The following is a 25,410-nucleotide window of genomic DNA, read 5'->3' as shown; positions in this document are numbered from 1 at the left end:
TTCATGAAGAAAAAAGGATATATTTTAATGGAGAATGGCGGAAAGGTGGAATTTGAACTATTCCCGAATGAAGCGCCAACAACAGTCGCAAATTTTGAAAAACTAGCGAATGAAGGATTTTATAACGGGTTGACGTTTCATCGTGTCATTAAGCGATTTGTAAGCCAAGGTGGCTGTCCAATAGGAAATGGAACAGGCGATGCAGGATATACGATTCCGTGTGAAACAGACAACAATCCGCATAAACATATCGAAGGTGCGATATCGATGGCGCATCGAGGTCGTGATACAGGAAGCTGCCAATTTTTTATTTGCCATGAACCACAGCCGCATTTAGATGGTGTGCATACTGTATTCGGTCAAGTCACTGCTGGAATGGACGTTGTAAAGGCGATGAAAAATGGAGATGTCATGAAAGAAGTAAAGGTGTGGGACGAACAATAAAGTTAAAGGAAGGATGAAGAGATGAAAAAAAACTGGGCGTTATTTTTCATCCTTTTACTCGTTAGTTTCGTTTGGGGAGCAATGTATTGGTTGTTTATTGCAAAGTCATAGACATTTCGTTTTATTGTGATATAATGAATAAAAATGGAATACGCGCATCCTTCGGGGCAGGGTGAAATTCCCGACCGGCGGTAATGAAACGAATGTTTCTTAGCCCGCGAGCCGTTAAGGCATGATCCGGTGCAATTCCGGAGCCGACAGTATAGTCTGGATGGGAGAAGGATTGCCAAAAACTCACGTCACTTATTGGAAAAAATAAGCTTGGCGATGGGTTATTTTTGCTATGCAAAAAAGGCGATCTTTACATACATCTTGCCCTAGGACGTCGTTCCTAGGGGTTTTTTTATTCATGGTGGAAAGGTGGTGCGATATGGACGAACGATATATGCGCTTGGCGTTGCAATTGGCCGAATCAGCACGTGGACAAACGTCGCCAAACCCGCTTGTTGGTGCAGTTGTTGTCAAACACGGTGAAATTGTCGGTTTTGGGGCGCACTTGAAAGCAGGAGAACCGCATGCGGAAGTACATGCGTTGCGCATGGCGGGGGAGAAAGCGGAAGGATCGACGGTTTATGTGACACTTGAGCCGTGTAGTCATTACGGTAGAACTCCTCCTTGTGCCGATTTATTAATTGAAAAAAAGGTAAAGCGCGTCGTCGTTGCGACGACGGACCCGAATCCGCTTGTTGCGGGAAAAGGCATTGAAAAATTGAAGCGAGCGGGCATTGATGTTACCGTCGGTGTATTGAAAGAAGAAGCGGATGCGTTAAACGAAATGTTTTTTCATTATATTTTAACGAACATGCCGTATGTCACGTTAAAGTATGCGATGAGTTTAGATGGAAAAATTGCGACAAAAACAGGGGAAAGCAAGTGGATTACGTCGGAAGAAGCGCGGCGTGATGTGCATCGTGAGCGACGAATGCACGATGCGATTGTTGTCGGTGTCGGCACGATTTTAGCCGACGATCCGAGCTTAACTGTTCGTTTCGGTCATGAAGGAAAACAACCGATTCGTGTTGTGCTCGATACACATTTGCGCACACCCCTTCATGCGAACGTTGTGACAGACAAGATGGCTCCGACATGGATCGTCGTCGGACATCACGTCACTGAGGAACAAATGAAGCCGTATGAACGGGCAGGTGTACAAATGATTCGCATGAATGAAAATAAAATTGATGTTCCGTCTCTTTTACTTGAGCTCGGCAAGCGAAACGTCATGTCCATATTTGTTGAAGGGGGAGCGCAAGTGCACGGTAGTTTTTTACGTTCTCGTTCCGTTCAACAAGTAATTGCGTATATCGCACCGATGTTGATTGGGGGGAATGAAGCTCCTTCTGCCATCGGTGGAGAAGGATTTGGACGAATGATAGATGCGCTTCGTTTACAAGTGAAACATGTCGAAAGGATCGGACCAGACATAAAAATCGTTGCTAAAGGATGATCGCGATGTTTACAGGGATTATTGAAGAAATCGGAACGATTCAACAAATGAAACAAACAGGGGAAGCGATCGTTTTGACGATCGAGGCAAAAAAAGTGCTACAAGACGTACAGCTCGGTGACAGCATTGCAGTCAACGGCGTTTGTTTAACGGTCACATCGTTTACTAATCGCTTTTTTACGGTCGATGTGATGCCTGAAACGGTGCGGGCGACGTCGCTTCGAACGCTTGTGGTAGGAGCGAAAGTCAATTTAGAGCGAGCGATGGCTGCGAACGGTCGCTTTGGTGGACATTTCGTTTCGGGACACGTAGATGGTGTTGGACGCATCGTTCGCAAACAGCCTGTCGCAAACGCTGTGTACTATGACATCGAAGTGCCGAGCCATTTGCGCAAATATATGATTTTAAAAGGTTCTGTAGCTGTTGACGGCACAAGTTTAACGATTTTCGGTTTAACGGATCGAACGTTTACGATTTCGCTCATTCCGCATACGCGTGAAGCGACGATTTTAGGTGCCAAAAAAGTTGGCGATATTGTCAATATTGAATGTGACATGATTAGTAAATATGTTGAACAGTTCGTTAGCGGGAAACGTGAAGGATTGACGATGCAATTTTTGCAAGAGCACGGATATAAGGAGTGAGCGCTGATGTTCCATACAATTGAAGAAGCGATTTACGATTTAATGCAAGGGAAAATTATTATCGTTTGCGATGACGAAGATCGCGAAAATGAAGGGGATTTTGTAGCACTTGCAGAAAAAGCAACGCCGGAGGTCATTAACTTCATGATTACGCACGGGCGCGGTCTCGTTTGCGTGCCGATCACCGAAGAATTAGCTGATCGGCTCGATTTAGCGCCAATGGTTAACCATAATACAGATGCCCATGGAACAGCTTTTACTGTCAGCATTGACCATAAAGCAACGACGACAGGCATTAGCGCATTTGAACGCTCGTTGACCATTCAAGAAATGCTGAATCCAGAAGCAAAAGCAAGCGATTTTAAACGACCAGGTCATATTTTTCCGCTTGTTGCGAAAAAAGGTGGAGTATTGCGTCGTGCAGGACATACGGAAGCAGCTGTCGATTTAGCTCGTCTTTGTGGAGCGAAGCCAGCAGGTGTCATTTGTGAAATTATAAAAGATGATGGAACGATGGCGCGCGTGCCAGATTTAAAGAAAATCGCGGAACAATTCGATATGAAAATGATTACGATTAAAGATTTAATCGCTTATCGCAATCGAAAAGAAAAGCTCGTCAAACGCGAAGTGGAAATTACGTTACCAACCGATTTCGGCGAATTTAAAGTGATCGGATATTCCAATACGTTAGACGGAAAAGAACATATCGCCATCGTCAAAGGTGAAATCATTCCAGATGAACCTGTGCTCGTGCGCGTTCATTCCGAATGTTTAACAGGCGATGTATTCGGCTCTCACCGTTGCGATTGCGGTCCGCAACTTCATGCTGCTTTAACGCAAATTGAAGAAGAAGGACGGGGAGTATTGCTATATATGCGTCAAGAAGGACGCGGCATCGGCTTGTTAAATAAATTGCGTGCCTATAAGTTGCAAGAACAAGGATACGATACGGTTGAAGCGAACGAAAAATTAGGTTTTGCGCCAGACTTGCGCGATTACGGAATCGGTGCGCAAATTTTAAAAGATATAGGTGTGACAAAAATGCGCTTATTGACGAACAATCCACGTAAAATTACAGGATTGAAAGGGTACGGATTAGAAGTCGTTGAGCGCGTGCCGTTGCAAATGCCAGCGAAGCGCCATAATGAGCGCTATTTGCGCACAAAATATGAAAAACTAGGACATATGTTGCACTTTTAAAGGAGGAGAAGAAAATGAACGTATATGAAGGAAATTTAGTTGGCACAGGATTAAAGATTGGCATTGTTGTTGCGAGATTTAATGAATTTATTACAAGCAAATTGCTTAGCGGGGCACTGGACGGATTAAAACGTCACGGAGTAGAAGAGCAACTGATTGATGTCGCATGGGTGCCGGGGGCATTTGAAATTCCGCTTGTCGCGAAAAAAATGGCGGAGTCGAAAAAATACGACGCGGTCATTACACTTGGTGCCGTCATTCGCGGAGCGACGAGCCATTACGATTACGTATGTAATGAAGTAGCGAAAGGAACATCGCACGCCGCTCTTTCTTCAGGCGTTCCGGTCATTTTTGGAGTGTTGACGACAGATACGATTGAACAAGCGATTGAGCGCGCTGGGACGAAAGCAGGAAATAAAGGTTGGGAGGCAGCGCTCAGCGCCATTGAAATGGCGAATGTCATGCGCACATTTTCTTAAAAAATGTTTAAAAAAGCGGCAAGACCGTTTATAATAGCAATAGCGAGTAAACAATAAGTCTTGTCGATAATGAGGGATTCATATGCTAGTTCGCTATCGAAAAAACTATGAGAAAATTGCGATGGGTCTTTTGTCGTTTATGCCAAATGAAAAAGACTTAAAACAGCTTCAACAAACGATGAAAAACTATGAAACAAACGATGACTGGCAGCTGTTTTTATGGAAGCAAGAAGAAGATCTTATTGGCATTATCGGCGTCATTGTGCGCGAACATGCGGTTGAAGTGCAACATATTAGCGTCAATCCATCCCATCGCCATCAAGGAATTGGAAAGCAAATGGTGAAAGCGTTAAAAGAATTGTATCCAAATAAGTCGTTATGCGCCAATGATATGACTGCTTCATTTTTGGATAAATGCGAACAATGACAGGGATCAACGTCCCTGTCTTTTTTGCTTTTGACGCTCACGCTCAGCAATGACATCGCTTCGGTCGCGCAACTTATGTTTATGAATAATATATTCGTTTGACATATCGCTTTTTTCTCCCCATACAAGCCCTTTTACATCGCATTGCTGTTTACATATATGCAACAAAGAAACATCGTTAATTGGAAGACAAATACTTTCATACGGTTGCCCATGATCTATTCGCTTCACGTACGTATGAAGGAGAGATACAAGTTGCTCGACATGTATGCCAAGTGCTTCGTATGCTTGTTTTTCTTTTTGACATGCACGCATGGCTTTCGTTACCATTCGTTTTGCACCAGCGATATTTCCTCGGCGATAATGGTACATTCCAACAGCAAGCTGAATAAGACCGATCCATATATGTTCCTTTGTTTGTTTCCAATGCTCTTCTAGCACTTCATGACATTCGAAATAGTCGCGCGTGGCATGGAAGTGAAGTAAATATTCGATATATGCCTGTGGATACAAGTGAAAGCCCCCTTTTTTCATATGCTTACGTGTATTATACTATTAGTTGTGAAAAAAGGTGGGATCAATGTGCATTATCATGTGAAATTAGATCAATTTGAAGGGCCACTTGATTTATTGTTGCATTTAATTCATCGATATGAAATTGATATTTATGATATTCCTGTTGCGCAAATTACGGAGCAATATATGGCTTACATTCATGCGATGAAACAATTGCAGCTCGATGTCGCGAGCGAATATTTAGTGATGGCAGCAACGCTCATTGAAATGAAAAGTAAAATGTTGTTGCCAAAACATGAAGAAACGCTAGAAGATCAAGAATTATTTATCGAAGAAGATCCGCGCGAACAATTAATGCAACAGTTAATCGAGTATAAAAAGTTTAAAGAAGCAGCGAAACAGTTGCGCGAGCGGGAAGAAGAGCGAGCGCTTTTATTTACGAAACCGCCGAGCGATTTAACCGCTTATGCGGCGAATGGTGCTCCACTTGCGCTTGATGTAGATTTGTACGATATGCTTGGAGCGCTTGCAAAATTGTTGCGGCGCAAAAAATTACAAAAGCCGCTTCATACGAAAGTGGCGCGTCAAGAAATTCCAATCGGAAGACGGATGGAAGAAATTTTACAAATATTAAAAAGCGGAGAACGAACGAACTTTTATGATTTATTTCCGTATGACGATCGTGAGCAAATTGTCGTGACGTTTTTAGCTTTGCTTGAACTAATGAAACGAGACGAAATTATTGTCGAGCAAGAAAACAATTTTGCTGATTTATATATTCGACGAAAAAGGTGATGCATATGAATGAATTGGCCATTATGGAAGCGTTACTGTTTGCGGCGGGTGAAGAAGGATTGACGTATAAACAAATGGCGGATGTGCTTGATATCCAAGAAGAGCGTGTCTATGAACTCGCCCAACAGTTGAAACGTATGTACGAAACAACAGAGCGCGGTATTACTGTTGTTGAAATGGCAGGAACGCTTCAGCTTGTGACGAAAAAACAATGCGCGCCATATTTGCAAAAGCTCGTTGAGTCGCCAACGACGTCATCGTTGTCACAAGCAGCGCTTGAAACGTTAGCGATCATCGCCTATCGCCAACCGATCACGCGGGCAGAAATTGAACAAATTCGCGGCGTCAAAAGCGATAAACCGCTTCAAACACTATTAGGAAAAGCGTTAATTAAAGAAGTAGGTCGAGCGGAAGGAACAGGTCGCCCGATTTTATATGGGACAACAAAAGAGTTTTTAGACTACTTTGGCTTAAAGACGTTAGACGAACTTCCGCCTTTGCCGCAATGGGATGAACAAGAAGAAGAACGCGAAGCCGACTTATTTTTCGAACGCCTCAACGAACAACTGCAAGAAGCGAATGAGTAAATCAAAGGTGATGGGGGATGAGTTTTCGTTTTTTCTTTGGGCTTCTTTTTATTTTTGTTTTTGGAAGAATGGTTGAATACTATGTAGAGACGTATATTTTACATCCAATTTTGCAAAGTGCCGTGCTCGCTATTTTTGTTGCTGTTGTGTTTATATTAAGTGGGAAGGTGGGCAAGCGCTACGATCTTTTAGATAAAAAAGTGAAGATGCACGTCTGGCTTCCGAGCCTCATCGGTGCATTATGTTTAGCGGTCTTTTTATATGAAATCGGCACATTACCAGGAAAGTAAACAGGTGCTTTTATGCGCCTGTTTTTTCTTTTTTGAGAAGAAGTTTTATTAATTTGTTAGGTTTCTAGTAACGGCTCTGGGGTGAAATTAATCCTATTTTTATTTTTAAATTTCTAATATTGACAAAAAAAAGAATCAATAGTAGTATTATTACGTAATTACGTAATTACGTAATAATGTAATTATGTAATTGTGAGGAGGATAGTTGGTGATTGACTTGAGAAGTGATACGTTAACCTTACCTACGGAAGAAATGAGAAAGGTTATTGCTGATGCGATAGTTGGTGATGATTGTTATGGAGAAGATGGCAGTGTTGTTGAGTTGGAGGAATATTGTAAACAATTATTTTGTGTGGAAGATGCCCTGTTTGTTCCTACGGGCACAATGGCTAATCAATTGGCGATAAAATCACAAGTAACAGAAGGTGGCATGTATGTTTAAAGTTAATGAGGGAGTTTTAACGTTTGGTATCAGGGTTTTCAATTCCATTGGTTTTTTTGTGTATGCTCCACTACTTTCTTTATGGCTAGTGGGGGTGAAAAATCTCGATATTACGGAAATGAGCGTGGTAGTGGCGGCATTTACGTTTATCTCGAAAGCAGGTAATGTATTGGTTGGGGGGGGCGTTAATAAGCTTGGGATTAAAAATAGCCTTATTGTTGGTTTATGGGGATCGGCTTTGTTGCTCACAATGTTAACGCTCCTTCACTCTTATATATTGATATTTGTAATCGTGTTACTATTGGGAATATCGCTCTCGCTTTATAATGTAAGTTTGAAAACACATATTTCTTTATTTGGGGAAAACGAGAGATTGAGAGCGTTTTCATTATTGAATATCGCTGTTAACGTTGGTGCTTCTATTGGCCCTTTTCTAGGTGGGTGGTTATTGGATTGGAATTCTGTTGGTATCATCATTGCGGCAATTGTTTGTTATGTTCTGGCCGGAGGGATTTCGTTGCTATTACCCCGCATCAACATCGAGGGTGCGGAGAAAGGGATTCATATCGTACAATTTGTTAAAAACAGCAAATCAACTCCCGATTTTTTTGTCTTTATAAGATTTATTGCTTTTTCGGGGCTATTTTGGTTTTTATACACACAACTATTCACAACTTTTCCTGTTGTCTCTTCACAACACTTTTCAGGAAAAACGATTGGATTGTTTTTTACGGTGAATGCGATGACGATTATCGTTCTTCAGGGGGTATATCCAAAAATACAGCCTAAGTGGAGAATTGAGTATTGGTACGCACTGGCCTTCGTGCTTATCGCAACATCTTATTTCTTGCTATGGATTTCACAGCATTTTTGGATCATTTTTGTCGGTGTGATCTTGTTCAGCATCGCGGAAATCATTTGGGTTCCTACGATTGATCATCAAATTGTAGAAAAAAGGGGATGTTAAGCTCTTCGTGGGCTTTTGGACTATCAGGTGTAATATGGGGAATGTGGGAATCTATCGGTGGATTTGTTGGTCTGAATCTGTATGAGTATGTTGGGCAGAAAACCTTTTTCTATCTAGCTATGATAAGTACTATGATTTTTATTGGCTATATGTTTCATCTATCATATAAAAAATGTCTTTCTTCACGAATAAAAATCAAGTAGAGAGAAAGGACTGGCGATGATGCACTTGTTATTTGTCGAGACGAATACAACAGGTACTGGTACAAAGGCGATGAAAATTGCTAAACAACTAGGTTATAAAATCCACTTTTGGACGATGGATCTAGAACAATATAAGTCCATGACAGATGACCATCCGCTGAATTTTGCTGATCAGGTGGTTATTATCAATACGTATGATACGGAGCGAATGAAGGAAGAACTGGTACGCTATGAGGTGAAATTTGCCGGAATCCTTGCTTTTGATGACTATCACTTGATTCCAGTTGCTGAATTAGCGAGTTATTTGAAACTGAACGGTCATAATATCGAAGCATTGAAAAGGGCTCGTTATAAACATATAACGAGAACTTATCTAGAAACCCAACGTTTTAGAGAGTTTTTGCAACCTGCTTTTCATATCATCCATCATCCTGATGAAATCATAAATTTGGAGATTTCGTTTCCCTGTGTTATCAAACCTGTAGATGATAGCGGAAGTAATGGCGTGACGATCTGTCAAAATCGTCATGATTTAGAAATGTCCCTGCACTACGAATGGCAAAGACAGCGTAATGAGCGCGGATATGATCTGGCAAGGACGTGGCTGATTGAAGAATGGATTGAGGGACAAGAATTTTCAGCTGAGATGTTATATACGATTCATGGATGGAAATTAATATCCGTTACGAAAAAAGAAACGTATGGTTCTCATGCCGTTGAATGTGGACATGTAACAGGTCCGAAACTAAATCCTTTTTCTGATTTAGAAGAAAGATGCAAAAAACTGCTAGATCTATTGGGGTTGAACTATGGAGCGGCTCATATAGAATTTTTTGTTCGCGGAAACAACCTATATTTGGTTGAAGTCAATCCCAGACTAGCTGGTGACTGCATACCTGAATTGGTGGAGCTTTCTACAGGGGTGGATATGGTTAGGCATGTTGTTTTACAATCAACTGGGACATATGAAGAAACAACAATTACTAGGCAACGTTATGCTGCCATTAAGTTTATCCTACCTGTTGAGCAGGGAATATATCAAACGGTTAAGGGGATGGAGGAAGCACAAAAAGTAGCGGGAATAAAAAGGATAAGTATAGGGAAGTTGCCGTTTAAGGTCAATGAAATCAAAAGCAGTTACCAAAGGATAGGATTTGTTATAGCAGAGGGCGATAGCATGGAAAACGCAATCACCTCGATACAACAGGCAATGGATCGATTAGAATGGAGGGTTATACATGGATAAATACATCATTATTTTAGGGGCAAGCCGTTACGGAGCGGAAGCAGCATTTCAATGCGGACTAAAACCTATTATTGTCGCCGATCATTACTCAAGTATTGATAAGGAAATAGCTCAACTGGCTGAAGCTGTATTTTATGTTCGTGACATTGCGGAGAAAACAGAGGTGTTTTATGCTGTCGAGAAGATTAAGAGCTTATATCAATCAGTGAAGCTCATCGTAAGCTTTACAGAATTAGGGCTAGAGACAGCTGCTTATATTAGTGAAAGGTTGCAATTGCCGACGAATTCACTTGAAACAGTGGTGAATACGAGAAATAAAAGATTGATGCGCCAAATTTTGCAGAAGGATCCAGAATTGCGACTAGACGTTGTGAGCGGCAAGGTATCTGTTCTCCCTAAACAGTTTCCATATTCAAGACCGGCCATCATCAAACCGCTTGACGGATTTGGAAGCAAAGAGGTTGATTATATTCCCAATCAACAGGAGTGGGAAAAATGGTTAAAGAGAAATCAAGCTCATCCTCACGAGTGGATCTTGGAGCCGTATATCAAAGGTCCAGAATATAGTGTGGAGACGGTATCTTGGAGGGGAACGCATTTCATTTTAGGAATAACAGAAAAACAAACAACTGGAAAGCCTCACTTTATAGAGACTGGGCATATTGTGCCAGCGAGGCTGCAACTAGAGAAAGTCAAACGAATCGAACAAGTGGTGATGAGAGCGTTATGTTTATTGAATGTTCAATATGGACCGGGGCATATTGAGATCAAATGGGATGTAGAAGAAGATAGACCAGTGGTGATTGAAATGCATACGAGACCGGGGGGAGATTTTATCCCTTATTTACATCAATTAGCGTCAGGTCTTAACCAGTACGAGTTAGGCATTTTATCTTATATAGATCAAATGCCATCCGATGTAAAACCGATTTATAAAAAAGCAAGTCTTGTGAAGTTTTTTATGTTTCCAGAAGGTGTTTTGCAACAAATTTCTCTTGAAAAAGTAGTCAATCAACGATCTATTCAAAATTGGGCTATGTATTATCGAGTAGGGGATTATATAAAGAAAGCGATCGATTCTTATACACGATCTGGACATGTGATTGTTTGTTCCGAGACGGTTGAAGAAAGTCAGCGACTATGCGAAAATTTTATTGAACAGTTGAAGTATGAAATTGTTTGTGATTAAAAACAGAAAGTATGGGATGTGCATGCAATGGCTGTATACACAGTAGAAGAAGTGAATCATCATTGTAAAGTAGAAATTTCTATTTCTCCTTTATTCGAAATGATGGCATGTTTAAGAAAGTGTTATGTTTCATTAGGAAAAATGGATAGTGAACATCATTTCCCTATTGCTCGTTTTGAAGAGTTTTTTCAAAAACATGAATTGTTGCTGAAAAAATTTTACGGTAGGTATGAGTATGGGGCACAGTTGGCGGAATTTTTGATCGATTTACCTGCCCCCCATACGTTTTCTCAACTCATGACATATGTCGATCGCGTGTCTCGATATGAGTTTTTGTATTACTTATTCGGCCGTTACTTGTCTGTAGATGAGATCAAAAATTACCTAATACAAACATCTCCTTCTTCAGATGAAATTCGCTCGAAAATTGTGTCTTTAGGGGGATTAATCAATGTTGAGCAGTTTGAGTTTGCGCAGAACTATGAACAGTATTGGAATGAGCTGGTTTATCTTTGGAGACAGTTTTATCAACAATGTTATGTTCATGTTGAGCCAGTTCTATCCCCTCTGTGGGAGCAAGCGAGTGAGCGATTGAGAGCGGAACTTAAAACATCTAGTATTGAAAAAGTAGTTCGAAAGTTATTATACGATTACCCGATTCCAGAACAGTTTCCAACGAGAGAAACGAAGTTAATTAAATTGTATCCGTCGTATTTTGTGTCACCAAAATTTATTTTGATTTGGGGACTTGGGGAATTGCATATTGTTTATGACATCAAACATTATATGAATGAAAAAGAGCTTTCTTTCAGTGGGTATCCGATGAATATGAAATGTGATGAAGGACAGATTCAGTATATCTCTGATATTTCCAAATCACTGTCTGAAATCGTTCGTATGAAGCTATTGTCATTTATTGCGAATGAAGAAAAAATAAGGTTACAGGATATGGCGAATAATTTAAATATTACTGTTGCTACTGTTTCACGACATTTAAATCTGTTAAAACAATCTAATCTGATCAAGGAACAGAAAGAAAATGGGTACCATGTTTACGAAATTAACGAAAATGAGATCCAGAGATATTGCTCTATGTTAAAAGAAACGCTATGTGTAAAAAAGAGAGAAAACGATAACTAGAACTTTGACGGATAATAATATAAACAGGTGCTTTTATGCGCCTGTTTTCTTTTCTTTAAAAATGATAAAATTTTTCGCACGATTCGTAATTTATGGTAAAATAAATGTAGCTTCGTTGTTGAAAAAGGGGGTTGAAGCAGTTAAGTAATTTCTATAATTTTTTATAAAACTCTCTACATAAATAACAAATTTTATGGTTTTATTTGTGTAGAGAGGTGATTGTTATGAAATATTACAGTATTGGCGAATTTGCAAAACTTATCGGAAAAAGTCAGCAAACTTTAAGAAATTGGGATAAAAATGACGTGTTAAAACCTGCTTATGTTGCGCCATCGGGATTTAGATATTATTCCGAACAACAGCTTCATCAAGTGCTTGGGATAAAAAAAGCGATTGTCCCTAAAAAAGTCATTGGCTATTGTCGAGTATCAAGTAAAAAACAAAAAGATGATTTGGAACGTCAAGTCGAAGCCGTACGCACATATATGATTGCGAAAGGCTATTCGTTTGAAATCATTGAGGATATTGGAAGTGGAATCAACTACACGAAAAAAGGATTAACTCGATTAATCGACATGGTTTGTAATGGTGAGGTAGAAAAAATTGTTGTTTTGTATAAAGACCGTTTGGTTCGTTTCGGATTTGAACTGATTGAACAGATTTGTAAACGTTATGAGGTAGATATTGAAATTATCGACCATACAGAAAAAACAGAAGAACAAGAACTTGTCGAGGATTTAGTACAGATTATCACCGTTTTTCGTGGCAAACTTCAAGGAAAAAGAACCAACCGAGCCAAGAAAATGATAAAGGAGTGGCTTGAAGATGATTCGGTCGATCAAAGTTAGGTTAGAGCCGAACAACAAGCAGCGAACAAAATTATTTGGATCAGCAGGTGTGGCTCGTTGGGCGTACAATTGGACGCTTGAACAACAAGAAAACAACTACAAAAACGGTGATAAATTCATCAAAGACGGAGATTTACGGAAAAGATTAACAGCTTTAAAACAAAACGACCCTAATTATCAATGGTTATATGATTATTCTAATAACATCACCAAACAAGCGATTAAAGATGCGTGCAAAGCATACAAAGACTTTTTCAAAGGAAAAACAAAAAAACCAAGATTCAAAAGCAAAAAGAGAAGCAAGCCATCTTTCTACCAAGACACAGAAAAAATCAAATTTAGTGATACGCATGTGTATATCGAAAAAGTCGGATGGGTACGTCTATCCGAACGAGGGGAAATTCCAACCAATACAAAGTATTACAACCCTCGCATCACGTTTGACGGTGTTCATTGGTATGTATCCGTGGGATATGACGTTCCAAAACCATCTGTCGCATTACACAGCCATACACTAGGAATTGATGTGGGAGTACAAAATCTAGCCGTTTGTTCAGACGGTCGGGTATTCCCAAGCATAAATAAAACGAAAGAAATCAAAAAACTAGAAAAGCGTTTGCGTCGGTTGCAACGTAAATGCTCAAGGAAGTACGAAATGAACAAAGTTCAAGAAAAAGGAGGTGTAGTCCGTTACGTCAAAACACGCAACATTACAAAACTCGAAAAGCAGATGCAGAAGATACGAATTCGATTAGAACATAAACGCATGGATTATGAGAATAAAGTGGTGAACGAGTTGGTGAGAACCAAGCCTTCTCGGATCGTCATGGAACATTTAAACATTCGTGGGATGATGAAAAACCGCCATCTATCGAATGCTATTCAACAACAACGTCTATATACTTTTAAGAAAAAAATCAAACACAAATGTGAATGGTACGGAATCGAGTTTGTAGAAGCGGATTGGTGGTATCCATCATCGAAAACATGTCATTCATGCGGATATTTGAAAAAAACACTTAAACTATCCGAACGGATATTTCGATGCGATAACTGCGGTCTTGAAATAGACAGGGATTTAAATGCAAGCATCAACCTCTCGACATATTCTGCATAAATAACTGTTTGTACCGTGAGTTACACGGGAATTCAAGCCTTCGGAGTGTCAAACAAACGAGAGTAGCTTCGGCAAAATCGGGCACGATGAATGAGGAAGCAAACAGAAATGTCTGCAAGGTTCTTGTAGAGTTTTGTAAGTTTTGCGTAACGGTGCATCGTTCGTGAAAATTATTTCGTGTCATGGATATGAATTGCAAAAAGCACAGCCGAATACGTCAGAAGATTTTTTTAATCGTTCAGAAGTGACGTTTGTTGACGATGATGGAGTAGAACGTACATTGCACGTATTATATGTTCGTTATTTCGATGAGCGTTTTTCACAATGGACACCATATGAACAAGATCCTGTATTTCAAGCGGGCGGGAAAGACGTATATTTTAAAGACATTGTTGCGCTCGTTTGTTTGCTCGTCGATCCGTCACTTCAGGCACGGAAACGTGTATATATTAGTGAAGAAGAAGAGCTTCGTCGCTACTTTTCATCCATCGATTTAGCGAAATTACCAGAGGTATTTGAGGCGCTTGCCAAAAAACAATCGTATACGGTCAAATCACCGCTTTTATTTATCTCGCAACCGTAAAGGAGGCTTGCATATGGGGAATACTGTTGTTCTTAATCAAACGAAGCAAGTGGAGCAGTTGCTAAGCCGCATTGTAGAACAAATTGCTCGCTATTTAAATGAAACGACGATTGAACAAATGCAGGAAGAATGCGCAGGCGACCGTCATTATTATGAAGGAGTGCTTGCGGATTTGCGCCGTTTAGCTGTATATGGTGAAGAAGGTGTCGATGCGTGCCGCATTGTGCTTCAAGAAGAGCCGTTTCGGAAAGCAGCAGCCGAACAAGCATTATATAAAATTTATCATTCATGTGTGGCGGAATTTTTTACCCCAAAGCGCGATTTATGGTATGAAGATAGCCGCTCAGCGTATACAGGAAGACATTCGATTAAATTGAGACAACCTGCCCCTCCATCGTTACAACAATTGCTTCATACAATTGAAGCTGATTTTCAAACGATGCGGGAAGAACTCGAATTTTATGAAACAGACTACCGAACAAAAATGATCCAATCGCAATAAGAAGCTGCGTGTGTCAGCTTCTTTTTTTGTTGCATATGATGCCGAAGGAGGTGGGAGTATGCAACAATATATTCATAGCGTGCAAGCGTGGCTTGAGAGAGTAAAGCCATATGTTGATGCAGAAGCGGTGGAACGTCTAAACGTGGAGCTAGAGCGTGGAGATGTTTTGCGCATTCATGAGGAAGCGACAAACATATATGAACAAATACAACGGAAGCGCGTACCGATTGGAGGGCATACGTTACCTCAGCTGCCTTATGCGTACAATGCCCTCGAGCCGTATATTGCCGAAGAGATTATGCGACTGCATCATGAAAAACATCATCAAAGCTATGTGGACGGTTTAAATCGGGCGGAAAAAATGATGCAACAAGCGCGTGAGAAGAATGATTATGCGTTATTAAAAAATTGGGAGCGCGAAGCTGCGTTTCATGGCTCAGGGCATTATTTGCACACAATTTTTTGGAACAATATGAAACCGCGTGGGGGCGGACGTCCAACGGGGGTGCTGCTTCAACAAATTGTGCGCGATTTTGGGAGCTTTGAAGCGTTTCAACGACATTTTACTGAAGCGGCGAAGCAAGTGGAAGGAAGCGGATGGGCGCTTCTTGTTTGGTCACCGTTTGCTGAACGGCTAGACATTTTACAGGCCGAAAAACATCAAAACGGGACGCAATGGACGACCGTTCCGCTCCTTGTGTTAGATGTATGGGAGCATGCGTATTATTTGCAATATAAAAACGATCGCGCAATGTACGTTCAACAATGGTGGAACGTCGTCAATTGGGATGACGTTCAACAGCGATTCATCAAAGCAAAAGGCCGCGTCATGTAGCGGTCTTTTTGTCATACATCGTTGACTAGCGCATACACTTGTACAAAACGGACAAAGGGATGAGGGTGTATGCGACGGCAATGGTTTGTATGGATGATCGTGCTTTGTTTTTTTTGTTCTCTTTTTCCGAATGAAGCGAAGGCGATGTCGGTGAGTGCGAAAAGCGCGATTTTAATGGAACAGACGACAGGGCGTGTGTTATTTGAAAAAGATGCGCATACAAAGCGGCGCATTGCGAGCATTACAAAAATTATGACGGCCATTTTAGCGATTGAATCCGGAAAATGGGAAGAGCTTGTGACAGTAAGTGAACGGGCGGTTCGTACAGAAGGATCTTCGATTTATTTAAAGCCGGGCGAAAAAATTGCGCTCAAACATTTAGTATATGGGCTTATGCTTCGTTCTGGAAACGATGCAGCGGTGGCGATCGCTGAGCATGTTGGCGGTAGCGTCGAAGGCTTCGTTTTTTTAATGAACAAAAAAGCTGCAGAAATCGGTATGACAAATACGGAATTTGCGAATCCACATGGGTTAGATGATGCGGAAAATCATTATTCGACTGCGTACGATATGGCGTTACTGATGCGATATGCGATGCAAAATGAGCAATTTCGCGAAGTATCGGGAACGAAATTGTATCGGGCACCAAATCCAACGGAAGATTGGGATCGCATTTGGCGCAATAAAAATAAGCTGTTAACGCATTTGTATAAATATTGTACCGGGGGGAAAACAGGATATACGAAGCGAGCGAAACGGACATTAGTGACAACGGCATCAAAAGATGGGCTTGATCTCATTGCGGTGACGATTGACGCAGGCGATGATTGGAACGATCATATGGCCATGTATGAACACGGATTTGCGCACTATGAGCTTGTGACCGTAAAAGCGGACGAGATTGTAGAACAAATTCAAGACCCATTTTATGATAAACGTCTATTTGTTGTACGCGATTTTATATACCCGGTCACCAAAAAGGAAGAAGCGCTCATTCGTTTAGAGCGGAAATTACTTCGCCCACAAGAACGATGGAAAGAGACAGGCGTGCCATCGATTGTTGGAAAAGCGGAGCTGTATATCGGCAACGAGAAAGTCGATGAAACACCTATTTTTTATAAACAACAAAAGAAAACACGTTCTTTTTTTGACTGGTTGTTAGGGGTGGGGCGCGATGGTTAATCTCATTTGGGTGGCGCTTTTGCTGATTGGGCTTGTGTTTGCGGGCATAAATGGGACGATGAAAGACGTCAACGAGGCGATGTTTCAAGGAGCGAAAGAAGCGGTAACGATTAGCATTGGTTTAATTAGCGTGCTCGTTTTTTGGCTCGGTTTAATGAAAATTGCCGAGCAATCTGGATTGCTTTCTTTTTTTGCTCGCTTGTTCCGACCAATGGCGAAAAAAATTTTCCCGGAAGTGCCGTCCGACCATCCGGCTCTTGGGTATATATTATCAAATATGGTCGCAAACATGTTCGGTCTTGGGAATGCGGCGACGCCGCTCGGCATTAAAGCAATGGAGCAATTGAAAAAGCTAAACGGCCAAAAAGAGGAACCGAGCCGCTCGATGATTACGTTTGTCGCTTTAAATACCGCCAGCGTTACGCTTATTCCTGCAACCGTCATATCGATTCGGATGACATACCACTCTGCTTCACCAGGAGAAATTATTGGCACAACGTTTGTTGCTTCACTCATTGCCACGATATCAGCGATCATGATCGACCGCGCATTTTACATACGGAGGCGTAAAAAAGGAGGGATGTAATGTACGTCATTCAATTTTTGTCGCTTTGGCTTATTCCGATGGTCATCGCTTGTATTTTACTGCATGGGACGTATAAGCGCGTTCCAACGTATGAAGCGTTTGTCGAAGGAGGAAAAGAGGGAATTCAAATTGCTTTTTCTCTTATTCCATATTTAGTAGGTATGCTTGTATCTGTCTCCGTTTTTCGCGCTTCCGGTGCCCTTGATTTTTTTATTTCGTATATGAAGCCGTTCATCGTCCCGCTCGGATTACCGCCCGAAGTCGTGCCGCTTGCGCTCATTCGTCCGATTTCAGGAACGGCATCGCTCGGCATCGTGACCGACTTAATCGCCACATATGGCCCTGATTCGTTTATCGGTCGGTTAGCTTCTACCATTCAAGGAAGCACAGAAACAACGTTATATGTACTTACCGTCTACTTTGGTGCGGTTGGTATTCGCAAAATGGGCGATGCGCTGAAAGTCGGCTTGCTTGCGGACCTCATTAGCTTTATCGCATCATTTTTTATTGTCTTATGGATGTTTGGGGAATAAAGCGGTCTTTATGATCGCTTTTTCTTATTTTTGAACTCCTGTACCGAATGTGGTAAAACTATATAGTGAGGTGAATGAAATGGAACGATTACAAAAAGTGATTGCTCATGCAGGCGTAGCATCGCGAAGAAAGGCAGAGCAATTGATCGTCGAAGGAAAAGTGAAAGTAAATGGAAAAGTAGTCACAGAGCTTGGAGTGAAAGTTAGTCCACAAGATCGCATTGAAGTAGATGGCATTCCGCTTGAACGCGAAGAGCCGGTATATTATTTGCTTTACAAGCCGCGCGGTGTCATTTCTAGCGTAAAAGACGAAAAGGGAAGAAAAGTAGTGACCGACTTTTTCAAGCATGTAAACAAGCGCATTTATCCGATCGGGCGGCTAGATTACGATACGTCAGGATTGCTGTTGTTAACAAACGATGGGGAGTTTGCGAATATATTAATGCATCCACGCTACGAAATTGAGAAAGTGTACATCGCAAAAGTAAAAGGCATTCCAGCGCGCGAAAAAGTGAAACAACTTGAAAAAGGTGTCATGTTAGAAGACGGTGTGACTGCGCCGGCGAAAGCGAAAGTATTATCAATTGATAAGCGAAAACAAACGGCGATTGTTGAGCTGCGCATTCATGAAGGACGCAATCGTCAAGTGCGGCGCATGTTTGAAGCGATTGGTCACCCTGTTTTAAAGTTAAAGCGGGAACGTTACGCCTTTTTAGATTTAAAAGGTTTAAATCCTGGGGATTACCGCGAATTGTCACCACATGAAGTAAAGCAATTGCGTGCCCTTGCATTAGCTGGTTCGCCGTATGTATCATAATTTTGTCACAGTTTGTTCAAATAATTTTCATTATTTATATAGTGGTAACTTGTATAATGAGGTTGATGAAAACGGTTTATAGGAGAGTTGGCGATGAAAGAAAAGCGATTTTGGCTTCGAACAGTCATTTTAGCCATCATGCTTGCAGCGATCGGTTATACCATTTATTCGAACGTATTTGTCGAGAAAAAAGCGATTCAAGTGGGCGATTCAGCACCAGATTTCGTACTTACTGATTTAAACGGCAACAAAATTCAACTATCCGACTACCGTGGGAAAGGTGTTTTTTTAAACTTTTGGGGAACGTGGTGTAAACCGTGTGAAAAAGAAATGCCATACATCAATAGTCAATACAACGTATATAAAAATGAAGGAGTAGAAGTGATTGCTGTTAACGTTGGTGAAGCGAAAGTGACGGTACAAACATTCGTTGATCGCTTTCAGCTTACGTTCCCAGTTGTGATTGATCAACAAGATCAAGTGATGAATGCGTACGATATTAATCCGCTGCCAACGACATTTTTAATCGACAAAGACGGAAAAATTGTAGACATTATTACAGGAACGATGACAGAAGAAGATGTAAAAAAATATATGGAACGAATTAAGCCGTAAGGGGTTTTCAACATGGAACAAGTAAAATGTGAATGCGGGCATGTCAACCCGATCGGAACGGTGCTTTGTGAAGCGTGTGGCAAGCCGCTCGAAGAGGTGCCAGCGTTATTAGATATGCGCTATGAAGGGAGCGCGCGCCGTTCACAAACGTACAATAAAACGATCATTGATAAAATTTGGAACTTTTTTTCATCTGTCAAAGTTGGAGTTTGGCTTATTGTTATTACGCTCATTGCTTCCGCAATCGGTACGATTTATCCGCAACAAATGTACATTCCGCCAACCGTATCACCAGCGGAATATTATGAGCAGCAGTACGGTTTGCTCGGAAAATGGTACTATGCGCTTGGCTTTCATGACTTGTATAGTTCTTGGTGGTACATGTTGCTTATTGCACTTATTGGCGTATCGCTTGTCATTTGTAGTTTAGACCGTGTTGTACCGTTATATCGTGCGTTAAACAATCAACGAGTGACGCGCAACGAACAATTTTTACAAAGACAACGTCTATTTAGTCGCTCGAAAGTGGAAAGTGATGAAACGGCATGGCGAAACATCGTGGACAAGTTAACAAAGCGTGGCTATCGCGTTCGAGAAGAAAACGGAAATATTTTAGCTGAAAAAGGGCGCTTTTCACGTTGGGGACCGTATGTAAACCATATTGGGCTCATCATTTTTTTAATCGGTGCCATGCTTCGTTTCGTTCCGGGCATGTATGTCGATGAAAACATGTGGATTCGTGAAGGAGAAATCAAAGAAATTCCTGGAACGAACGGAAAATATTTTTTAGAAAACAAAAAATTTATTTTTGAAGTATATGAGAAAGGAAAAGAGAAAGAAGCATTTCAAGCGGCCATTGATCGCATCGGTAGCGGAATGATGGCGAAAAACTATCAAACGGACGTCGTATTGTACGAGCGTATCGGCCCAGTCGTTCCGGGAGAAGAACCGAAATTAAAAAAAATAAAAAGCTTTTCGATTCGAGTGAATGAACCGTTAAAACACGATCATTACGCATTATACCAAGTTGATTTTAAGCTAGATGAATTAAAAAGCATGTCGTTTCATCTCACCGACAAGGAAACGAACAAATCGTTCGGTAAAATTACAGTTGATTTAATTCAACCAGAAAAAGAATATGATCTTGGTAACGGGTATAAAGTGCAACTATTAAGCTATTTTCCAGATTTTTATTTTGATGAAAACGGCAATCCAAATACGCGTTCGAAAGTACCGAACAATCCAGCATTCGTATTTAAAATGTTTGCTCCGGATCGTCCGAAAGGCGAAGTAAGCTTCACCGCCATTCGTCAAACGATTGAACCGCTTGGTAATAACAAATATAAAATGGCGTTTGCGAATATTGAAACACGAAATGTATCCGCATTAACGGTGCGTCGTGATTTTACACTTTGGATTTTAGGCGTTGGCGGCGCGATTTTTATGATCGGCCTTATTCAAGGGATGTATTGGAACCATCGCCGCGTATGGATTCAACGGATCAACGACGAGGTGCTCGTTGCCGCACATACGAATAAAAACTGGTTTGGGCTGAAAAAAGAGTTGGAAAGTATATTTCATGATACGCCGTTTGTCATGCCAATCGATCAAGCGGACAAGCGGTTATAAGGGGGGAACATCGTGGTTCAGCTAAGTAGCACGTTACTATACGTGGCATTTGTTCTATATTTAGTTGCAACGCTTTTCTTTGGTGGCGCGATTCGTGTCAAAAAGAAAGAAGGGGTAGACCGTTGGGCAACGATCGGGATTTTTGTGACGATCATTGGTTTTGTCGCTCAACTCGGTTATTTTATTACGCGTTGGATTGCCGCTGGACATGCACCTGTCAGCAATTTGTTTGAGTTTACAACGTTTTTTGGCATGATGCTTGTCGGCGCGTTTATCGTCATTTATTTTATTTACAAAACGAGCTTGCTCGGCTTATTTACTTTACCGATTGCCATTTTAGTCATCGCTTATGCGAGCATGTTTCCGCGGGAAATTTCACCGCTCATCCCAGCTTTACAAAGCGATTGGTTGCATATTCATGTGACGACAGCAGCAGCTGGAGAAGCCATTTTAGCTATTAGTTTTGCCGCCGGACTCATTTATTTAATTCGCGTTGTCGATCAATCAAAACCGAGTAAGCGAACGTTTTGGCTTGAATTTGTATTATTTTTCTTAATAAGTACGCTTGGTTTTGTCATCGTGACAACGTCGTTTCGCGTTGCTGGTTATGAAGCAACATTTGAGTGGATCGATAAAAATGGCAAGCAAGATGAAATGGTATACCATATGCCCGCGCTTGTTGGCCCGCATGAAGGAGTGCTAAAAACAGAAGAGCGCATGAAGCCGCTTGTGGACATGCCAGCGATCATTAACGCGCGGAAATTAAATACGGTCATTTGGTCTTTATTTTCTGGGCTTGCGCTATACGGATTGCTTCGCCTGCTTTTACGCAAACGTATCGCAGCCGCATTACAACCGCTTGTGAAAAACGTCAATTTAGATTTAGTTGATGAAATCGGTTATCGTTCCGTAGCGATCGGCTTTCCAGTATTTACGCTCGGTGCGCTCATTTTTGCGATGATTTGGGCGCAAATCGCATGGACGCGTTTTTGGGGATGGGACCCGAAAGAAGTATGGGCGCTCATTACGTGGTTGTTTTATGCTGCCTTTTTACATTTGCGACTATCGAAAGGATGGCATGGTGAACGTTCCGCATGGCTTGCGGTTATTGGCTTTGCGATCATTATGTTTAACTTAGTGGCGGTAAACTTAGTCATTGCCGGTTTACACTCATATGCTGGATCTTAAAAACGCCTTCGTCACGAAGGCGTTTTTTCATGAAAAATCTCGCAGGAACCCCCTGCTTTTAAGCATGGGGAAGAATGCGAGTTTTCTTTATGAGAAGTAGAAAAAAGTTTGGCGGTTTTGTACAATAGAAAAGGAGGAGGTATGACATCATGGAGAAGGAAATTAAAATTTTAGTTGTGGATGATGAAGAACGAATTCGCCGCTTGCTTCGCATGTATTTAGAACGTGAGCAATATGTCATTGATGAGGCGGAAAACGGCGAAGAAGCGCTAGCGTTAGCCATTGAAAATGATTATGATTTAATTTTGCTTGATCTCATGTTACCAGGAAAAGATGGGATTGAAGTATGTAAACAGTTGCGTGAGAAAAAAGCAACGCCTGTCATTATGTTGACAGCAAAAGGAGAGGAAGCGAACCGCGTGCAAGGGTTTGAAGCAGGAACGGACGATTATATCGTAAAACCGTTCAGTCCGCGTGAAGTGGTGCTTCGTGTAAAAGCGCTGCTTCGTCGCACAGCCAACTCTCCATATGTACCGACAGATACGACAGCACGGGATGTGCTTGTTTTCCCGCATTTAACAATTGATCATGATGCGCATCGTGTGACAGCGGATGGACATGAAGTCAGTTTAACTCCGAAAGAATATGAGTTGCTTCACTTTTTAGCGAAATCGCCAGATAAAGTGTTTGACCGTGAACAGTTGTTAAAAGAAGTATGGCATTACGAATTTTTTGGCGACTTGCGCACAGTGGATACGCACGTCAAGCGATTGCGTGAAAAATTAAATAAAGTGTCGCCAGCTGCAGCGAAAATGATCGTCACCGTTTGGGGTGTCGGGTATAAATTTGAGGTCGTGAATGAATGATGGCGTTATGGCGTAGTGTAGTCGGCAAACTATGGCTGACGATTTTGTTGCTTGTTGCTTTCGTCCTTTTTATTTTAACCGTCTTATTGCTCGGTTTTTTTGAAAAATATTATTTAGAAAAAACAAGTGATCAACTTACTCAACAAGCGACAAAAGTGGCTCGCGTTGTCGCTGAACATGACGAGCAGTTTGCGCGCTCCATTGCGTGGACGATGGTGGATGATGTAACAAAGTTAATGATCATTATCGATGATCGTCATTATTGGTATTCGCCAAATGAAAAACTTCCTGATTTGCCGCTCTCGTTCATTCAGCAAGATCAACAGTTAGGGCGCGTATTTGATGGGAAAAAAGTAGTGAAACGAACCCTTATGCCAAATCAAACGATGCGAAACGACGAATATAACGAACTATTTATTGTCGGTGTTCCGCTTCATACGTCGGATGGAAATGGCGCGGTATTTGTATATCAGTCGTTAAAAGCGGTAGAAGAAACGACAAAGCAAACGACAAAATTTATTTTTCTTGCCGCGTTTATCGCCATTGTATTAACGACCGTGTTTGCCTTTTTCTTATCTACACGCATTACAGCGCCGCTTCGAAAAATGAGGCAAGTGGCATTCGAAATTGCGCGTGGAAAATTTGATTCAAAAGTGCCGATTGTCACGCATGATGAAATCGGGGAACTTGCGATGGCTTTTAATCAAATGGGACGGCAGTTGCAGTTTCATATTAATGCGTTAAATCAAGAAAAGGAGCAATTAGCAAGCATTTTAAGTAGCATGGCCGATGGTGTCATTACATTCAATCGAAACGGGGAAGTGCTCATTACAAACCCACCAGCTGACCGATTTTTACAAGCGTGGTATTATGAACAAGGGCAAAGCGATGATTTATTGCCACTTCCTCCCGAAGTGAATGAATTGTTTACGAAAGCGGTCGCGGAGGAAAAAGAACAAGCGATAGAAATGGCTTTACAAGGTCGCAATTGGGTCATTGTTATGACGCCGTTATACAATGGCAAAGTCATTCGGGGAGCTGTTGCGGTGCTTCGCGATATGACGGAGGAACGACGGCTTGATAAGTTGCGCAAAGATTTTATCGCAAACGTCTCGCATGAGTTGCGCACGCCGATTGCGATGTTGCAAGGGTATAGCGAAGCGATCGTCGATGATATTGCCGCGACAGATGAAGAGAAAAAAGAATTGGCAAAAGTAATTTACGATGAATCGTTGCGCATGGGTCGCCTTGTCAACGATTTGCTTGATTTAGCGCGCATGGAAGCAGGGCATTTAACGCTTCATGAAGAACAAGTGCCGCTTAGACCGTATATCGAGCGCATCATTCATAAGTTTCAAGCGTTAGCGAAAGAAAAAGGAGTTCATTTGCTTGTTGAAATGAACGATGAGCTCATCGTTTCATTCGATCCTGACCGAATTGAACAAGTGTTGACGAATTTAATCGATAATGCGCTTCGTCATACAGATAACGGTGGCGAAGTACGTGTCATTGTCGATGCAGGGGAAGAAGTCGTGCGCATCTCTGTGCAAGATTCTGGCTCAGGCATCGCAGAAGAAGATTTGCCGTTTGTGTTTGAGCGTTTTTATAAAGCAGATAAAGCACGCACGCGCGGGCGCTCAGGTACAGGTTTAGGTCTTGCGATTGCGAAAAACATCGTTGAAGCGCATAAAGGAACGATCGCTGTCCATAGCAAACTAGGGGAAGGAACGACGTTTACGTTTACATTGCCATTGAAGTAGAAAATTTTTATTGTCATCAGTGACGTTTTTCGTTATGATAGAAACGTAGAAATTGTTCGACAATTACATACGTTCGTTGCAAAAAGGTGTCGAACGGGCAACCTAGTAGACTTAATAGGGAATCTGGTGCAAGTCCAGAACTGTCCCCGCAACTGTAAATGCTGACGAAATGAAAACCGCCACTGTACAATTTGTACGGGAAGGCTTCAAAGTAGGATGACGCATAAGTCAGTAGACCTGCCTTTTTGCACCGTCATTCGCGTCTTCGGGGAG

The 25,410-nt window shown here is 41.5% G+C and carries 29 protein-coding genes and 2 riboswitches; of the genes, 28 read left to right on the top strand and 1 reads right to left on the bottom strand.

The annotated features are described in order from the left end of the window. Positions 1-3 precede the first annotated feature (3 nt). From AFK25_RS09335 to AFK25_RS09310, 6 genes are all read left to right on the top strand, one after another. A complete protein-coding gene (locus tag AFK25_RS09335; protein ID WP_009373790.1) occupies positions 4-444 on the top strand; it encodes a peptidylprolyl isomerase in 441 nt (146 codons plus the stop codon). Between the two features lie 154 nt (positions 445-598). Next, a riboswitch (FMN riboswitch) is annotated at positions 599-731 on the top strand. 143 nt (positions 732-874) lie between these two features. Continuing rightward, positions 875-1,951, top strand: coding sequence for a bifunctional diaminohydroxyphosphoribosylaminopyrimidine deaminase/5-amino-6-(5-phosphoribosylamino)uracil reductase RibD (gene ribD, locus AFK25_RS09330; protein WP_035066900.1), 1,077 nt, complete (start codon positions 875-877; stop codon positions 1,949-1,951). A gap of 5 nt (positions 1,952-1,956) precedes the next feature. Beyond that, positions 1,957-2,595, top strand: coding sequence for a riboflavin synthase (gene ribE, locus AFK25_RS09325; RefSeq protein WP_026011839.1), 639 nt, complete (start codon positions 1,957-1,959; stop codon positions 2,593-2,595). A 6-nt stretch (positions 2,596-2,601) separates the two neighbouring features. Continuing rightward, positions 2,602-3,795, top strand: a complete 1,194-nt coding sequence (locus AFK25_RS09320; protein ID WP_035066902.1) for a bifunctional 3,4-dihydroxy-2-butanone-4-phosphate synthase/GTP cyclohydrolase II — start codon at positions 2,602-2,604, stop codon at positions 3,793-3,795. Positions 3,796-3,809: 14 nt separating this feature from the next. Continuing rightward, positions 3,810-4,274, top strand: coding sequence for a 6,7-dimethyl-8-ribityllumazine synthase (ribH, locus tag AFK25_RS09315; RefSeq protein ID WP_019418510.1), 465 nt, complete (start codon positions 3,810-3,812; stop codon positions 4,272-4,274). Positions 4,275-4,356: 82 nt separating this feature from the next. After that, positions 4,357-4,701, top strand: a complete 345-nt coding sequence (locus tag AFK25_RS09310) for a GNAT family N-acetyltransferase (RefSeq protein ID WP_019418511.1) — start codon at positions 4,357-4,359, stop codon at positions 4,699-4,701. Positions 4,702-4,707: 6 nt separating this feature from the next. Here AFK25_RS09310 and AFK25_RS09305 read toward each other — a convergent pair whose 3' ends face one another. After that, on the bottom strand, positions 4,708-5,214 hold the full coding sequence (locus AFK25_RS09305) for a DUF309 domain-containing protein (RefSeq protein ID WP_026011840.1): 507 nt from the start codon (positions 5,212-5,214) through the stop codon (positions 4,708-4,710). 69 nt (positions 5,215-5,283) lie between these two features. Here AFK25_RS09305 and AFK25_RS09300 point away from each other — a divergent pair, with 69 nt between their 5' ends. From AFK25_RS09300 to AFK25_RS09195, 22 genes are all read left to right on the top strand, one after another. Further along, a complete protein-coding gene (locus AFK25_RS09300) occupies positions 5,284-6,012 on the top strand; it encodes a segregation/condensation protein A (protein WP_193551710.1) in 729 nt (242 codons plus the stop codon). Positions 6,013-6,017: 5 nt separating this feature from the next. Continuing rightward, positions 6,018-6,599, top strand: coding sequence for an SMC-Scp complex subunit ScpB (gene scpB / locus AFK25_RS09295; protein WP_009373778.1), 582 nt, complete (start codon positions 6,018-6,020; stop codon positions 6,597-6,599). A 17-nt stretch (positions 6,600-6,616) separates the two neighbouring features. Then, the gene (locus AFK25_RS09290) at positions 6,617-6,889 is read left to right on the top strand and encodes a hypothetical protein (protein WP_019418513.1); all 273 of its coding nucleotides are present in this window, start codon (positions 6,617-6,619) and stop codon (positions 6,887-6,889) included. Positions 6,890-7,097: 208 nt separating this feature from the next. After that, a complete protein-coding gene (locus tag AFK25_RS09285; protein WP_035066904.1) occupies positions 7,098-7,331 on the top strand; it encodes a beta-eliminating lyase-related protein in 234 nt (77 codons plus the stop codon). Continuing rightward, complete coding sequence (locus AFK25_RS09280; protein WP_240483442.1) at positions 7,324-8,298, top strand: MFS transporter; 975 nt, start codon at positions 7,324-7,326, stop codon at positions 8,296-8,298. Before AFK25_RS09285 ends, AFK25_RS09280 begins: the two co-directional genes overlap by 8 nt. Positions 8,299-8,517: 219 nt before the next feature. Continuing rightward, the gene (locus tag AFK25_RS09275; protein ID WP_035066906.1) at positions 8,518-9,747 is read left to right on the top strand and encodes an ATP-grasp domain-containing protein; all 1,230 of its coding nucleotides are present in this window, start codon (positions 8,518-8,520) and stop codon (positions 9,745-9,747) included. After that, the gene (locus AFK25_RS09270; RefSeq protein WP_035066908.1) at positions 9,740-10,936 is read left to right on the top strand and encodes an ATP-grasp domain-containing protein; all 1,197 of its coding nucleotides are present in this window, start codon (positions 9,740-9,742) and stop codon (positions 10,934-10,936) included. Before AFK25_RS09275 ends, AFK25_RS09270 begins: the two co-directional genes overlap by 8 nt. 27 nt (positions 10,937-10,963) lie before the next feature. After that, positions 10,964-12,076 carry an ArsR/SmtB family transcription factor gene (locus AFK25_RS09265; protein ID WP_035066910.1) on the top strand — a complete coding sequence of 371 codons (1,113 nt, stop codon included), beginning with the start codon at positions 10,964-10,966 and terminating at the stop codon, positions 12,074-12,076. Positions 12,077-12,300: 224 nt separating this feature from the next. Further along, positions 12,301-12,924 carry an IS607 family transposase gene (locus tag AFK25_RS09260; protein WP_035066912.1) on the top strand — a complete coding sequence of 208 codons (624 nt, stop codon included), beginning with the start codon at positions 12,301-12,303 and terminating at the stop codon, positions 12,922-12,924. After that, positions 12,902-14,041, top strand: coding sequence for an RNA-guided endonuclease InsQ/TnpB family protein (locus AFK25_RS09255; RefSeq protein WP_035066914.1), 1,140 nt, complete (start codon positions 12,902-12,904; stop codon positions 14,039-14,041). The genes AFK25_RS09260 and AFK25_RS09255 overlap by 23 nt, the downstream gene beginning before the upstream one ends. Positions 14,042-14,204: 163 nt before the next feature. Continuing rightward, complete coding sequence (locus tag AFK25_RS09250; RefSeq protein WP_035066916.1) at positions 14,205-14,624, top strand: hypothetical protein; 420 nt, start codon at positions 14,205-14,207, stop codon at positions 14,622-14,624. Between the two features lie 13 nt (positions 14,625-14,637). Beyond that, positions 14,638-15,126, top strand: coding sequence for a YpuI family protein (locus tag AFK25_RS09245; protein ID WP_035066918.1), 489 nt, complete (start codon positions 14,638-14,640; stop codon positions 15,124-15,126). A 58-nt stretch (positions 15,127-15,184) separates the two neighbouring features. Further along, the gene (locus AFK25_RS09240; RefSeq protein ID WP_035066919.1) at positions 15,185-15,961 is read left to right on the top strand and encodes a superoxide dismutase; all 777 of its coding nucleotides are present in this window, start codon (positions 15,185-15,187) and stop codon (positions 15,959-15,961) included. A 69-nt stretch (positions 15,962-16,030) separates the two neighbouring features. Beyond that, on the top strand, positions 16,031-17,143 hold the full coding sequence (locus AFK25_RS09235) for a D-alanyl-D-alanine carboxypeptidase family protein (RefSeq protein ID WP_035066921.1): 1,113 nt from the start codon (positions 16,031-16,033) through the stop codon (positions 17,141-17,143). Further along, positions 17,136-17,729 (top strand): nucleoside recognition domain-containing protein, encoded by a 594-nt coding sequence (locus tag AFK25_RS09230; protein ID WP_009373766.1) that lies wholly within the window; start codon positions 17,136-17,138, stop codon positions 17,727-17,729. The genes AFK25_RS09235 and AFK25_RS09230 overlap by 8 nt, the downstream gene beginning before the upstream one ends. Beyond that, a complete protein-coding gene (locus tag AFK25_RS09225) occupies positions 17,729-18,262 on the top strand; it encodes a spore maturation protein (protein WP_012574675.1) in 534 nt (177 codons plus the stop codon). The genes AFK25_RS09230 and AFK25_RS09225 overlap by 1 nt, the downstream gene beginning before the upstream one ends. A 79-nt stretch (positions 18,263-18,341) precedes the next feature. Further along, positions 18,342-19,079, top strand: coding sequence for a 23S rRNA pseudouridine(2605) synthase RluB (rluB, locus tag AFK25_RS09220; RefSeq protein ID WP_009373764.1), 738 nt, complete (start codon positions 18,342-18,344; stop codon positions 19,077-19,079). 93 nt (positions 19,080-19,172) lie between these two features. Beyond that, positions 19,173-19,694, top strand: coding sequence for a thiol-disulfide oxidoreductase ResA (gene resA, locus AFK25_RS09215; RefSeq protein WP_035066924.1), 522 nt, complete (start codon positions 19,173-19,175; stop codon positions 19,692-19,694). A 12-nt stretch (positions 19,695-19,706) separates the two neighbouring features. Then, the gene (gene resB, locus AFK25_RS09210) at positions 19,707-21,323 is read left to right on the top strand and encodes a cytochrome c biogenesis protein ResB (protein ID WP_035066926.1); all 1,617 of its coding nucleotides are present in this window, start codon (positions 19,707-19,709) and stop codon (positions 21,321-21,323) included. Between the two features lie 12 nt (positions 21,324-21,335). Further along, a complete protein-coding gene (ccsB, locus tag AFK25_RS09205; RefSeq protein ID WP_009373761.1) occupies positions 21,336-22,511 on the top strand; it encodes a c-type cytochrome biogenesis protein CcsB in 1,176 nt (391 codons plus the stop codon). 149 nt (positions 22,512-22,660) lie between these two features. Continuing rightward, complete coding sequence (locus AFK25_RS09200) at positions 22,661-23,377, top strand: response regulator transcription factor (protein WP_009373760.1); 717 nt, start codon at positions 22,661-22,663, stop codon at positions 23,375-23,377. Beyond that, a complete protein-coding gene (locus tag AFK25_RS09195) occupies positions 23,374-25,137 on the top strand; it encodes an ATP-binding protein (RefSeq protein ID WP_019418522.1) in 1,764 nt (587 codons plus the stop codon). Before AFK25_RS09200 ends, AFK25_RS09195 begins: the two co-directional genes overlap by 4 nt. 67 nt (positions 25,138-25,204) lie before the next feature. Then, positions 25,205-25,396, top strand: a riboswitch (cobalamin riboswitch). Positions 25,397-25,410 lie beyond the last annotated feature (14 nt).

This window comes from Anoxybacillus gonensis, assembly GCF_001187595.1.
GTDB lineage: Bacteria > Bacillota > Bacilli > Bacillales > Anoxybacillaceae > Anoxybacillus > Anoxybacillus gonensis.
Note: the sequence above shows the minus strand (reverse complement) of the source record. Positions and strands in the feature narration are given on the sequence as shown.

Excerpts from the sequence above, each read along its gene's own strand:
- AFK25_RS09335 (WP_009373790.1), top strand. The coding sequence starts at position 4 with ATGAAGAAAAAAGGATATATTTTAATGGAGAATGGCGGAAAGGTGGAA.
- ribD (WP_035066900.1), top strand. The coding sequence starts at position 875 with ATGGACGAACGATATATGCGCTTGGCGTTGCAATTGGCCGAATCAGCA.
- ribE (WP_026011839.1), top strand. The coding sequence starts at position 1,957 with ATGTTTACAGGGATTATTGAAGAAATCGGAACGATTCAACAAATGAAA.
- AFK25_RS09320 (WP_035066902.1), top strand. The coding sequence starts at position 2,602 with ATGTTCCATACAATTGAAGAAGCGATTTACGATTTAATGCAAGGGAAA.
- ribH (WP_019418510.1), top strand. The coding sequence starts at position 3,810 with ATGAACGTATATGAAGGAAATTTAGTTGGCACAGGATTAAAGATTGGC.
- AFK25_RS09310 (WP_019418511.1), top strand. The coding sequence starts at position 4,357 with ATGCTAGTTCGCTATCGAAAAAACTATGAGAAAATTGCGATGGGTCTT.
- scpB (WP_009373778.1), top strand. The coding sequence starts at position 6,018 with ATGAATGAATTGGCCATTATGGAAGCGTTACTGTTTGCGGCGGGTGAA.
- AFK25_RS09290 (WP_019418513.1), top strand. The coding sequence starts at position 6,617 with ATGAGTTTTCGTTTTTTCTTTGGGCTTCTTTTTATTTTTGTTTTTGGA.
- AFK25_RS09280 (WP_240483442.1), top strand. The coding sequence starts at position 7,324 with ATGTTTAAAGTTAATGAGGGAGTTTTAACGTTTGGTATCAGGGTTTTC.
- AFK25_RS09275 (WP_035066906.1), top strand. The coding sequence starts at position 8,518 with ATGATGCACTTGTTATTTGTCGAGACGAATACAACAGGTACTGGTACA.
- AFK25_RS09270 (WP_035066908.1), top strand. The coding sequence starts at position 9,740 with ATGGATAAATACATCATTATTTTAGGGGCAAGCCGTTACGGAGCGGAA.
- AFK25_RS09265 (WP_035066910.1), top strand. The coding sequence starts at position 10,964 with ATGGCTGTATACACAGTAGAAGAAGTGAATCATCATTGTAAAGTAGAA.
- AFK25_RS09260 (WP_035066912.1), top strand. The coding sequence starts at position 12,301 with ATGAAATATTACAGTATTGGCGAATTTGCAAAACTTATCGGAAAAAGT.
- AFK25_RS09255 (WP_035066914.1), top strand. The coding sequence starts at position 12,902 with ATGATTCGGTCGATCAAAGTTAGGTTAGAGCCGAACAACAAGCAGCGA.
- AFK25_RS09245 (WP_035066918.1), top strand. The coding sequence starts at position 14,638 with ATGGGGAATACTGTTGTTCTTAATCAAACGAAGCAAGTGGAGCAGTTG.
- AFK25_RS09240 (WP_035066919.1), top strand. The coding sequence starts at position 15,185 with ATGCAACAATATATTCATAGCGTGCAAGCGTGGCTTGAGAGAGTAAAG.
- AFK25_RS09235 (WP_035066921.1), top strand. The coding sequence starts at position 16,031 with ATGCGACGGCAATGGTTTGTATGGATGATCGTGCTTTGTTTTTTTTGT.
- AFK25_RS09230 (WP_009373766.1), top strand. The coding sequence starts at position 17,136 with ATGGTTAATCTCATTTGGGTGGCGCTTTTGCTGATTGGGCTTGTGTTT.
- AFK25_RS09225 (WP_012574675.1), top strand. The coding sequence starts at position 17,729 with ATGTACGTCATTCAATTTTTGTCGCTTTGGCTTATTCCGATGGTCATC.
- rluB (WP_009373764.1), top strand. The coding sequence starts at position 18,342 with ATGGAACGATTACAAAAAGTGATTGCTCATGCAGGCGTAGCATCGCGA.
- resA (WP_035066924.1), top strand. The coding sequence starts at position 19,173 with ATGAAAGAAAAGCGATTTTGGCTTCGAACAGTCATTTTAGCCATCATG.
- resB (WP_035066926.1), top strand. The coding sequence starts at position 19,707 with ATGGAACAAGTAAAATGTGAATGCGGGCATGTCAACCCGATCGGAACG.
- AFK25_RS09200 (WP_009373760.1), top strand. The coding sequence starts at position 22,661 with ATGGAGAAGGAAATTAAAATTTTAGTTGTGGATGATGAAGAACGAATT.
- AFK25_RS09195 (WP_019418522.1), top strand. The coding sequence starts at position 23,374 with ATGATGGCGTTATGGCGTAGTGTAGTCGGCAAACTATGGCTGACGATT.